General features: G+C 38.1%; 12 protein-coding genes. 9 read left to right on the forward strand and 3 right to left on the reverse strand.

The annotated features are described in order from the left end of the window. Positions 1–448 precede the first annotated feature (448 nt). The 3 genes from AC3WLU_RS26335 to AC3WLU_RS26345 are packed head-to-tail and all read right to left on the reverse strand — an operon-like array spanning position 449 to position 3,341. On the reverse strand, positions 449–1,507 hold the full coding sequence (locus AC3WLU_RS26335; protein WP_440440132.1) for a polysaccharide pyruvyl transferase family protein: 1,059 nt from the start codon (positions 1,505–1,507) through the stop codon (positions 449–451). A gap of 5 nt (positions 1,508–1,512) precedes the next feature. After that, entirely contained in the window at positions 1,513–2,643 is a 1,131-nt protein-coding gene (locus AC3WLU_RS26340; RefSeq protein WP_492598194.1) for a glycosyltransferase, read from the reverse strand. After that, the gene (locus tag AC3WLU_RS26345) at positions 2,640–3,341 is read right to left on the reverse strand and encodes a glycosyltransferase family 2 protein (RefSeq protein WP_440440133.1); all 702 of its coding nucleotides are present in this window, start codon (positions 3,339–3,341) and stop codon (positions 2,640–2,642) included. Before AC3WLU_RS26345 ends, AC3WLU_RS26340 begins: the two co-directional genes overlap by 4 nt. 184 nt (positions 3,342–3,525) lie before the next feature. On the opposite strand from AC3WLU_RS26345, the gene AC3WLU_RS26350 reads away from it, so the two are divergent. From AC3WLU_RS26350 to AC3WLU_RS26390, 9 genes are all read left to right on the forward strand, one after another. Next, positions 3,526–3,753, forward strand: coding sequence for a DUF2642 domain-containing protein (locus AC3WLU_RS26350; protein ID WP_098865398.1), 228 nt, complete (start codon positions 3,526–3,528; stop codon positions 3,751–3,753). Next, the gene (locus tag AC3WLU_RS26355; protein WP_098865399.1) at positions 3,753–3,947 is read left to right on the forward strand and encodes a hypothetical protein; all 195 of its coding nucleotides are present in this window, start codon (positions 3,753–3,755) and stop codon (positions 3,945–3,947) included. Before AC3WLU_RS26350 ends, AC3WLU_RS26355 begins: the two co-directional genes overlap by 1 nt. 1,153 nt (positions 3,948–5,100) lie before the next feature. Further along, positions 5,101–6,726, forward strand: a complete 1,626-nt coding sequence (gene nikA / locus AC3WLU_RS26360; RefSeq protein WP_492598195.1) for a nickel ABC transporter substrate-binding protein — start codon at positions 5,101–5,103, stop codon at positions 6,724–6,726. Between the two features lie 17 nt (positions 6,727–6,743). Then, positions 6,744–7,688, forward strand: a complete 945-nt coding sequence (nikB, locus tag AC3WLU_RS26365; RefSeq protein WP_492598196.1) for a nickel ABC transporter permease subunit NikB — start codon at positions 6,744–6,746, stop codon at positions 7,686–7,688. Next, the gene (gene nikC / locus AC3WLU_RS26370) at positions 7,685–8,515 is read left to right on the forward strand and encodes a nickel ABC transporter permease subunit NikC (RefSeq protein ID WP_063574463.1); all 831 of its coding nucleotides are present in this window, start codon (positions 7,685–7,687) and stop codon (positions 8,513–8,515) included. Before nikB ends, nikC begins: the two co-directional genes overlap by 4 nt. An 18-nt stretch (positions 8,516–8,533) precedes the next feature. Then, positions 8,534–9,361 carry a nickel import ATP-binding protein NikD gene (gene nikD / locus AC3WLU_RS26375; protein WP_063574462.1) on the forward strand — a complete coding sequence of 276 codons (828 nt, stop codon included), beginning with the start codon at positions 8,534–8,536 and terminating at the stop codon, positions 9,359–9,361. A 33-nt stretch (positions 9,362–9,394) separates the two neighbouring features. Further along, entirely contained in the window at positions 9,395–10,216 is an 822-nt protein-coding gene (gene nikE / locus AC3WLU_RS26380) for a nickel import ATP-binding protein NikE (protein ID WP_492598197.1), read from the forward strand. Between the two features lie 343 nt (positions 10,217–10,559). Then, positions 10,560–11,051, forward strand: a complete 492-nt coding sequence (locus AC3WLU_RS26385) for a DUF2975 domain-containing protein (protein WP_492598198.1) — start codon at positions 10,560–10,562, stop codon at positions 11,049–11,051. Between the two features lie 10 nt (positions 11,052–11,061). After that, positions 11,062–11,286, forward strand: coding sequence for a helix-turn-helix domain-containing protein (locus AC3WLU_RS26390; protein ID WP_057276524.1), 225 nt, complete (start codon positions 11,062–11,064; stop codon positions 11,284–11,286). Positions 11,287–11,424 lie beyond the last annotated feature (138 nt).

Here is an 11,424-nt window from a genome sequence, read left to right on the forward strand (position 1 = left end):
GAAAAAATTCAAAGGGAATCTCAAAAAGGGGTTCGGAATTTTTTAATTCCGAACCCCTTTTGTCTACAAACTGAGCACCTTAAACAGGTGCTTTTTTATGTTCATACTTAATAAACGCTCCTTTTAAAAGGAGTGCCTTCTTGTTATGCAATTTCAGAGTGATAATTATCAAATAATTTTCTAAAATCTACATACTAAAGCCATCTAAACCTTGTTGGGTCAAAGTAATAGAAACAATTGCCCAATTTTGAAGCTTTTTCGAAGTGGACAAGCAATAAGGTTTTCCTTGTCCTCGGGTTTGTCCTCTTTGTCATTTTCATTATTCCAAAACAGTTGGAGTTAACCGCAGAAAAAAACTCACCCCCGAAACTTGTGTCTGGAGGTGAATTTTAAGGATTTAGAAAATATATTTGAAACTATTTGGAATTTCGGTATTGAAATCTAAAACTTAGTCTACTGTGAAATTATTTTTTATAGGTTCAATTATTAAGGGACTGAATTGTTCCTTTCTATTTTTGTATTGTTCGATTATCTTTTCATTATTTAGTTCAATTTCCCGGATCCCTTCCATAATATCGAGAGCTAGTGTATCGGAATCGGTTGAAACGACTAAATTCTCCAGCCCAAGTGACTGAAACAAATCAAATACTTTAAATCTGTATCCGAGGGCGATACAGGGGACATTTCCTGCTAAGGAAAGGATATTAGCGTGAAGTTTAAAGTTAATGCTCAAACTGCAGACAGAGAGTTTTTCAATAAGCTCTTCCTCTGAGTATAGTGATGGATCATAAGTCACATTCAACGGGTCATTCAATTTATCGTAAAGTCGTTTGGAGGCCTCCCGGTCACTGCCCCAGACAACGTACAATAAAATTTTATAACCTGACTTTATTAATTTTTTGGATACTTGAAGAAGCGCATTTTCAATAGCAGCTTCATCCTGGCCGTACAATCGGTTGAATGTTGTACCCCAGTTTATTGCTGCTATTTTTTCCTTTTTCCTAATCACTGCGGGCGGGTTAAGCAAGATCCCGGGATCTCCAATCAGTTTAATTTTGTCACTGTTGATTCCAAATGTCTCTAGAACCTTCTTGGTAATGGGCCCCCTTACACCAACAAATGCTGCTTTTTCAAGGGTCTCACGAAACAAGATTATATCTTTTTCTGTAAAAGTCTTTTCTAATGATAGTGTTTGTCCTGAGTTTATAATATCCAGCTGTTCTTTAGTTATCCAGTCAAGGCCGCTACCCCATATAAAAACGTCTTTTCCAAGGTCTATTGCCTGTTTTAGTGCTGCCATATAACCGGGGAGTAATAGGGAACCGCCACCTAAGATAACTGTGTCATATTCTTCCGTATGATTGATATCCACGCCAGGCAGGGAAGGAACAATCTCAATCTTGGTAGAGTAATTATAGTGCTTGTTTAACTCTTTAAACACGTTCCATAATAACTCGTCCCCCAAGTTGCCAAAACCAATCCAGCCAATATATAATACTTTCTTCAATACACTCATCCCTTAATTAGAGTTTTATAACACTCGAGCAGATTGGCTACACTGAATTTAATATTAAACTTTTTTAACATCCATTCACGCGAAGCCGACCCTGCCTTTAATAGACGGTCAGGTGGAGATAGTGAAGACCGAATGTCATTTGCCATTGTAAAGCGGCTGCAGGGTTTAAGAGAGTCATGGTCCCCAAAATAACAATGCCAAGCATCTTCAAAATTATGTTCTTCCACTAGACCGAAATATCCATGGCTTCCAGCCGCGATAACAGATTTGCCGCAGGCCATAGCCTCCAGGGCGACCCTGCCCGTTCCAACCACACAGTCAGCCAATGAGTAATAATGCTGTAAATCAAGTCTTTCACCCACTAAATTGATGAAGTTATCTGTTGATGAGCGATGTATTGTATCCGTTATGTCTTTGATTTCTTTAAATCGAGGGCCGTCACCAACAACTACAACATATAAATTGGGAATGTCCGAAAGCTTTAAGTCTTTACAGGCTCTCAAAAAAATCATGCAGATGTTTGCCTTTGTCCATGCTATTCGGCTGCTGTATAAAAGAACAAATGAATCCTTTGGGATTCCAAGCTGGACTTTCAGATCGGAGGAGTCTGATGGGGAATATCGAGTGGTATCTATTCCGTTAGGGATGACTATCGTCGGTTGATCTGTAAGCTTCTGTATGAATTGCTGGATTGGCGGGCTTACACAGATGATTTTATTTGCCAGGGGCAGTACCCGCAATAGTTCGGATTTTGGATAATAAGTTCCATGCACTGTAAATATTGAAGGAATACCAAGCTCTTTTGCTGCTTGGAAGGTTAAGAAAGCTGAAGGGGTTTGATGGCTATGAATAAGTGTTATTTTTTCAGTCATGATAATTTGTTTGATTTCTTTACATAACTTCTCCTGTAAATCCGCTGGAATTGGAAGAGAGTAGGGGAATGGGACTTGGTAAATGGGACATTGTAATCGACTGAAGGATTGTAATAATGAACCACCCCTGCTTATGATGACAATCCCTATGCCTTTATTTATCATTTCCTCAGCCAGACTTAAAACATGTGTCTCGGTTCCGCCCACATCAATTCCATCAAGTGTCATAAGAACACGCATGGTAGATTCACTCATATCTCTTTACTGCCTTCCCCAAAAAATTCGCGGGAACGCTGCATAGGATGGAGACGATAATAATAGAGTGCTTCTTTTAAATTTTCGATCTGGTAATTGGAGTTCAGACATTTTGCAATAAATTCATAGTCTTCAGCACCCTTTATCCTTCTGGTAGGGCCACCTAACTCATCAAAAATCACACCTCGGAATAAAATCGTTCCATGACAAATACAATGCCCTCCATTCCAATACACTTCCTTTATATCCTGACCATACTTAAGCCAGTGTACATTATTCTGGTTTTCAAATTCACCATCTGCAAAGACTTTATAGTTTGTCCCAATCAACACATGGTCTGGATTTGTTTTTAAGAAGTTCACTTGTTTTTCAAACCGGTTTGGATGAGATAGGTCATCAGCATCCTGTACAGCAATATACTCACCAGAAGATAAATAATAACCAGTATTCAATGCCCCTGAAAAACCAACATTCCTGGGCAGGTCCACCACTACAACTGGGAATGAAGGATTGTTTTTTTTGATCCAGTTATCAATCATTTCAGCAGTGTGATCAGTAGAATAATCATTTACTATAATAAGTTCTATATTCTTATAAGTTTGGTTAAGTATACTATTTAAACAGTCATCAACATATGGGGCTACATTATGACAAGTCATGACCACACTTACTAACCCGGGAAATCTTTCGTATAACATTTTTCATCACCTCGGACATACTATATGTGAAATTGGTATCAAAGGTGAAACTTATCAAGCAAAATAATTAAATTGGTAGTTCTACCTTTCTTCAAAATATTCTATTTAGTTGTGTCAATAACTTGTCTACTGCATATCCTTTAGAGTGCAAGAAAAGTTTAAGAATATGGAAAGGATGAAAAGCGTGCTATATACAGATTTAATCTTAGGGCATTTTCGGTCATTAAAAGAGTCCCTTAAAGGTTTGGTCAATAGAAATATTATCATCACAACACATTTCTCGGGAGTAACAGGACAATTGATTAAAGTAAAGGATGACTATGCCGTATTGCGGGAAACGGGCAATAGCTTAGTATACATCCCGATTAGAAGTATAGAACTGGTAACACTGGTTGAGGAGGAAGAAATATAATGTATGAAGTGCTGAACAATCTAATCACTCACAATATACAAGTGGCGACAGACACTACTTTAGTGGAAGGTCTATTGGTGAAGAGCCAATCTGGTTTGATTGAAATCGTTGAATCGATAACAGGGTATGAAAATCAAACAAGGCTTGTCATTATACCGATAGTTTCCATTAATTTTGTGAGAGTTGAAGCTTAGAATAAAAGATATGCCTTCTATAAGCTTTCCTACTTTCCCAATAAACCTCAATGTGTATATAAGATAAAAACCTGGTCTTAACCTTACTAGTGGTGGGTTTCATATAAGATTCACCTTGCATTTTTCAGATGAAACCGAAGGGGAATTTGATTGTGAAAAGGAAGGTGATGAAGGACTGGGAATGTGTCACTGACATTTTCTCATTTTTTTGTATATCGCCATTGTTGATTTGGCGATCCAGACGAGGGGGAGTGTGGACTGTTTGCAGCTGCACTCCGTTTTCCATTACTTCCTTTTAAATTATCAATTGAATGTGCGGCATGAGGTAATCATCGATTGAACCCGTAATATAGGGGTCTGTAAGGTGGAGATTAGTGAAATGCTACCTTTCAGTTTTTGAATCAATCTTATTTCACCATGGAAGAGACCTTTCGTAAGTTCACTGAACTTTTGGGAGGTCTTTTCTTCGATATTTTTTGTTCAAACGTAATACTTTATGGACCTAATTTCTACATATCTAAAACAGCTGGAAAACAGGGAAAAGGAATATGGACGGTTCCCAGGAATTAATGATTTATTGATGAAGATAATCAGGGTCATGACTTTGTTTTTATTAAACCGCTGGCGAAGTCCAGGGACGCGATGGAGTATCGTAATAATCATTCAAGAATTTAAAGGAAAAAACCCATATAACACATAGATGTTTCGGCGTTCTCAGCAAGAGCGTTTGGGACATTTCTATACAACGATTAAATGTCCACCTTCCGATGTCTTCTACGTATAAATAATTATATCAGAATAATATTATAGGTTTTATCCTCTTATAAGGTTAAGAGGATTGCAACTGATGATTGTGTTATCAAAAAACAGGTGAATGATAATTATTTCTTCACGACGGAATGTAATTCATTTTGGTCAGGTTCCTAACTTTTCACGAACAATACCGGTTTTAAAAGGGGGCGAACGTGTAAATATTCGGAGTAGCATCATCATTCATGGCTGAAAAGGATATTGGGGGTCTACGTATCTACATATGATTTTCTTATAAACATATTTATATTTTTCGAGAGTTTCGACATTATATTGACAATAATATAGTTACTCATTACAATTGAAAATAATTCTCAATATGGTACAGGGGGCACCAATGGTTATGTCAAAACGAAGAAACAGCAAAAAAGTGTTATTTATATCGGCAATCGTTTTAATTCTATCAACGCTTTTACTTGGATGTACAAATGAATCAAAAGAAAATTCAACTTCAAACAAAGACAGTAAAGACATGCTTACTTTGGCTTGGCCGAGGGATATAGGTGAAATGAATCCGCATGTCTATAATCCTTCTCAATTATTTGCTACATCAATGATATATGAACCTTTGGTCAGCTACCAAGATGGAGGTAAGCTGAAACCGCATTTAGCTGAATCTTGGGAAATTTCCAAGGATGGGAAGGAATATACGTTCCACCTCCGTCAAGATGTGAAATTTTCTGACGGTACGAGTTTTAATGCTGAAATTGTGAAAAAGAACTTTGATACTATATTGAAAAATGTTGATTTACATAGTTGGTTGGGCTTTATTACGAAAGTGGATCAAACGGAAGTAATTGACCAAAACACATTTAAACTAACATTAAAGGAGCCATATTATCCTACTATTCAAGAGTTAGCCGTTGTTCGTCCAGTCCGATTCTTAGGTGATGCTGGATTCCCTAAAGATGGTGACACTTCTAAAGGTGTTACAAAACCAGTCGGTACAGGCCCATGGGTTTTGGAAGAATATAAAGCAGATGAATATGCTATTTTCAAACGCAATGAAAATTATTGGGGTGAACTCCCTAAAGTTAAGAAAATCAAAGTCAAGGTCATTCCTGATGCGGAAACCCGTGTTCTTGCTTTTGAAAAAGGTGACCTGGACCTAATTTATGGTGAAGGTGCTATCAGTCTGGATGCTTTCAAACAATTAGAAACAACAGGTAACTATGAGACTAGTATTTCTGATCCGGTTGCGACAAGACAACTAGTTATGAATACGAAGAAAGAACAACTTTCAGATTTACGTGTTCGTCAAGCGTTACAATATGGATTTAATAAAAAAGCAATGGTTGACGGAGTTACTTCAGGTTTGGAAGAGAAGGCAGATTTCATTTTACCGACAAACTTCCCGTATACTTCAGACATTGATGTAACACCGATTGATTATAATGTCGAAAAAGCAAAAGCTTTATTAGATGAAGCGGGATGGAAGCTTCCAAAAGGAAAAAACGTTCGTGAGAAAGACGGAAAGCCGCTTGAAATCGAGTTAATGTACGACTCTGCAGAATCGATTCAAAAAGCAATGGCCGAAACATTACAATCTGAGTGGGCGGCACTAGGTGTTAAATTGAATATCGTTGGAGTTGAGCTTACGGTACAAATTGAAAGATTCAAAGCTAATGATTTTGAATTGAATTTCTTTAGTAACTATGGCGCTCCATATGATCCACATACTTTCGTAAATGTCGTTGGTTCAAAAGGATTTGGCTTTAACGAAGCCATTTCATCTTATCCGAACAGAGATGAGTTGTTAAAACAAATTGCAGATGTTCCTGGAACAACAGATGAAAAAGAACGTCAAGAACTTTACTCAACTATTTTGGGATCACTGCAAGACCAAGGAGCGATTGTGCCCATTTCTTATATTAAGAAAATAGCTGTTTACCAAAAAGATGTATCTAATTTTACATTCCCTGCTAACAGGGATGAACATCCATTCACAGGAATTAGCATCGAGAAGTAAGTTACAGGAGGGTTTTCATGGGCACGTATATCTTGAAACGAATTATGGCCATTATTCCCATCTTTCTCTTGGCCACTCTTCTTACGTTTGGAATGATTCACCTTTCACCAGTGGACCCAGCTGAGGCATATTTATCTGCAGCACATATCCAATCTACAGATGAGGTATTGGCTCAGAAAAGACATGAGTTTGGCTTAGATCAACCCCTCCATGTTCAATATGTAAATTCTATTATTAAGATATGCCAATTTGATTTTGGCATATCTTATCTTTCGAATAAACCTGTTTGGGAAGAGGTAACCTATCGAATGCCAGCGACCATTCAGTTAGCTTTAGGTAGCATCATATTAGCTATCCTGGTCAGTGTCCCTCTTGGATTTTTGGCAGGCATAAAGAAAAACAGTGGTATTGACCATTTTAGTCGCCTTCTCTCTTTTTTCGGGGCGTCCATCCCTTCTTTTTGGCTTGGTTATTTATTGATTTTTTTCTTTTCTGTTAAACTCGACCTATTTCCTGTCGAAGGAATCGGGACTTGGCAACATCTGGTTCTTCCTTCCGTTACTTTAGCTTTGCCATTAATAGCTTTGTATACTCGACTATTACGTGCTAGCGTTCTAGAAAATTTAGAGGAACCTTATGTCCTTTTTGCTCGCACAAGAGGGATTCATGAAAAAGTCATTATGGGAAAACATGTATTGAGAATAGCCATATCCCCCATGATTACTGGACTGGGGATGAATTTAGGAAAGCTGCTGACTGGAACCATTATCGTCGAAGCGGTCTTTTCCTGGCCAGGATTCGGTCGTTATTTCATTGAAGCTATTTTTAATCGGGATGTTCCTGTCATTCAATGCTATGTGCTTTTAGCTGCGGGACTATTCATTTTTAGCAACTTGATTGTTGACCTAATCCAAATGTGTATCGACCCACGCATCTCCAGAAAAGGAGGGCAACGTCAATGATAACAAGTCTTCGTATTATGATGAGAAGTCAGAAAGTGATTGTCCTTTGTTCAATAATATTAAGCTTCCTATTTATCATCACCATCTTGGCTCCTTGGATTGCACCTAATGATCCTATTGCTGTCAATTTAGCTAATAAACTACAGCCATCTTCCTTTGAGTATCCATTGGGAACGGATCATTTAGGAAGATGTACGTTATCACGCATCTTATATGGAGCTCGCATTTCGTTAGGATTTGCTACATTAATCTTTATTTCATCTTTAGGCATCGGTTTGATTGTCGGAACCATTGCTGGTTATAAAGGCGGATGGGTGGACCAGATGCTAATGAGACTGTGTGATGGTGTTATGGCATTTCCGAACCTTTTGCTCATTCTTGGACTTGTTGGTATATTGGGACCTGGCCTTAAACAGGTCATCATAGCATTGATGCTTGTACAATGGGTGTATTATGCGAGAATTTTCCGAGGAATGGTACTTAGTCTAAAAGAACAAAACTATATAGCGGCAGCTAAAATAAGCGGTTCTTCTCAATGGAAGATAATAAAGAAACATATTATTCCAAATGTTCTTCCACCGCTCGCTGTTATGGGTACATTAGAAATGGGTTGGGCCATCATGGATATATCGGCCATGTCGTTTCTAGGTTTGGGCGTGCAGCCTCCTACACCAGAATGGGGAGCAATGATTCATGAAGGGAAATCCTATATTCGGACGAATCCAGAATTAATGCTATATCCAGGTTTGATGATTATGCTTGTTGTCGTCACCTTCAATTTATTAGGCGAAGCGCTATCAGAACGTTTTGGAGTCAAACGTCGTTAATAAAAAGGAATGAGAAGATTGAGAACAGAACGGTCGAATGTATTAACAGTGAGCGATCTACATGTAAAAGTACAAACAAAGGAAGGTGCATCCACCCTCGTTCAGGACATTAATTTCGAACTGGAAAAAGGGAAGGTATTGGGCCTTGTTGGGGAAAGCGGAAGTGGCAAAACCGTTACGAGTATGTCCATTCTACAGCTTCTTGATCGGAAAACAACTACAATTGAGGGGAGCATTACCCTTCAAGGACGAGAATTAAATGGTTTGAACGATAAAGAAATTCGTGGAATTCGCGGCAAGGATATTGCCTTTATTATGCAAAATCCGATGAATTCATTTACGCCTGTTTTTACGATTGGCAATCAATTTGTCGAAACGATTAGGTCTCATACCGCATTGAATAAAAAACAAGCAAAAGAGCTTGCCATCGAAGCGATGCAAAATGTAAACCTGCCAAATCCCGCGAAACTATTAAAAAGCTATCCTTTTCAACTGAGTGGAGGTATGCTTCAACGCGTGATGATTGCGATGGCTGCATGTTTACAGCCATCCGTTATTATTGCTGATGAGCCGACGACTGCACTCGACGTACATAACCAATTACAGGTACTTCGCCACTTGGATAAAATCCGTTCTGAATATGGAACATCCATTTTACTCATTTCCCATGATCTTGGCGTCATTTCTGAAATGGCAGATGATGTAGTCGTTATGCAACATGGCAGAATTGTAGAAACAGCAAATGTGTATGAACTATTTGATAATCCGCAGCATGAATATACAAAGAAACTGCTAAATGCCCGCCTTAGCATTAAACATGAAGAGCCTATCACCCATATGTTGTGATATATGGACTGCATTTTTTTGAGGGGTGAATAAATGAGTTTATTACAAGTAAAAGCAGTAACTCATAGCTATAATGCTCATGCGTTTTTTAAATGGAAAGAGCCTTCTAAAAAAGTACTCACTGACATTTCCCTCTCCATTGACGAAGGAACATGTTTAGGGCTGCTTGGCACGAGTGGAGCTGGAAAAAGTACATTAGGAAAAGTGATCCTTGGCTTAGAACGTCCACAGCAAGGACAGGTTCTGTTTCAAGGGCATGATATCTATACTGCTGATAAGCTTACTCGACAAAAGATACGCCGAGATCTACAGGTCGTCTTTCAGGATTCATATTCAGCTGTCAATCCACGAATGACCGCCGAAAGTATTGTAGGCGAGCCATTAGAAAACTATGAAAAATTAACCGTAGCCGAACAAAAAAGAACGGTTATTGAGTTATTGGAAAGAGTGGGCCTAAGTGAAAAGGATTTAAAAAAATACCCACACCAATTTAGCGGTGGACAATTGCAAAGAATTAATATTGCTAGAGCAATTTCTCTTAAGCCACTGTTAATCGTCTTGGATGAATCCGTAAGCAGTCTGGATATGGTTAATCAAACACTGATTTTAGAATTATTAAGTGAGTTGAAAAAAGACTTCGGCTTATCTTATCTTTTTATTACACATGATATTAAAGCGGCTTATTCAATCTCTGATACTTTGGGTGTACTGGAAAAAGGGGAATTAATCGAGCATTACAATTCAAAAGATCAGTTTTTTTCGTCAGAACATCCTGTCGTTAAACAGATGAGAAGTTCTATACTCGCTGAGCATCCGCGTTTTCGTTCTCTTCCAATGAGGATTAACAAGTCCTAGTTTAGAATATATCTTTGCCGGTTTCCGTTTGAAAATCGAGGCCCTGGTTTATCTCATATTTGGGGAGTTGCAATAGCATACTTTATACTGGTTATTCGTTTTTTACGTTTTAGCGATGTGGGCGTTTCGTTATTATGACTAACGTTGAATATCCGGCCGCCATCAATGGGGAAGTTGGTTTCACAAGCTATCGAGCATTTCTCTGTAATGGGGAATGCTTTTTATTTTTGTCTTATAAATGTATAAACAATAATAATGTAATTAAATTCAATAATATTTTATTATGAAACAATAAAAAACATGTTAAATTCAAATTAACATTTAAATAAATGAGGTGATTTTCATGAAACGAAGTTCAACACTCTTCTTAAAGGTAGCTGTCATTTTTATCGGCATTCCGGTTCTTGCTTTGTGTCTATTTTTGTTGCCTCAGATAGCGAATGAAGCAAATGAAGCAGCAGAAAGAGGTTCAGATTTGGCTTATGTGGTATATGGCCTATTAATGGTTATGTATGTGTCGGCAATCCCATTTTACTTCGCTTTGTATCAATCGTTTAACCTATTAAGCTATATTGACAAGAACCAAGCTTTCTCGGAATTATCTGTAAGAGCTCTAAAGAAAATCAAAAAATGTGCCATCACAATCAGTGGCTTGTATGTGGTGGCCCTGCCATTCGTCTATATCATGGCGGAGGTAGATGACGCACCGGGTCTCGTACTAATCGGAATGGTCATGATTTTTGCCCCCATGGTGATTGCTGTCTTTGCGGCAGTCCTTCAAAGACTTTTACAAGACGCCATCGATATAAAATCAGAGAATGACTTAATAGTCTGAGGTGAATAACATGGCAATAATAATCAATATTGATGTGATGCTGGCTAAAAGGAAAATGAGCGTAACGGAACTTTCGGAAAGGGTTGGAATAACGATGGCTAACCTTTCTATATTGAAAAATGGAAAGGCAAAAGCGATTCGACTATCCACGTTAGAAGCGATTTGTAAGGCTTTGGACTGTCAGCCGGGAGATCTTTTGGAATACAAAAGTGAAGAGGGAACTCAAGGAGAATAAATCATTTAGGTAGGCTGCTGCGGCAGCTTTTTTGTATGAAAACACATTAGTGAAAGAGACCATACTAAAATAAGCCCACCATATTCTAATTTTTTGAAGGACTTAAATGTACTATGTCGTTATTTTGATTGGTTATGC

It is taken from the genome of Peribacillus sp. FW305-BF15 (genome assembly GCF_058783805.1).

Excerpts from the sequence above, each read along its gene's own strand:
- nikB (WP_492598196.1), top strand. The coding sequence starts at position 6,744 with ATGGGCACGTATATCTTGAAACGAATTATGGCCATTATTCCCATCTTT.
- AC3WLU_RS26345 (WP_440440133.1), bottom strand. The coding sequence starts at position 3,341 with ATGTTATACGAAAGATTTCCCGGGTTAGTAAGTGTGGTCATGACTTGT.
- AC3WLU_RS26340 (WP_492598194.1), bottom strand. The coding sequence starts at position 2,643 with ATGAGTGAATCTACCATGCGTGTTCTTATGACACTTGATGGAATTGAT.
- AC3WLU_RS26355 (WP_098865399.1), top strand. The coding sequence starts at position 3,753 with ATGTATGAAGTGCTGAACAATCTAATCACTCACAATATACAAGTGGCG.
- nikA (WP_492598195.1), top strand. The coding sequence starts at position 5,101 with ATGTCAAAACGAAGAAACAGCAAAAAAGTGTTATTTATATCGGCAATC.
- nikC (WP_063574463.1), top strand. The coding sequence starts at position 7,685 with ATGATAACAAGTCTTCGTATTATGATGAGAAGTCAGAAAGTGATTGTC.
- AC3WLU_RS26385 (WP_492598198.1), top strand. The coding sequence starts at position 10,560 with ATGAAACGAAGTTCAACACTCTTCTTAAAGGTAGCTGTCATTTTTATC.
- AC3WLU_RS26390 (WP_057276524.1), top strand. The coding sequence starts at position 11,062 with ATGGCAATAATAATCAATATTGATGTGATGCTGGCTAAAAGGAAAATG.
- nikE (WP_492598197.1), top strand. The coding sequence starts at position 9,395 with ATGAGTTTATTACAAGTAAAAGCAGTAACTCATAGCTATAATGCTCAT.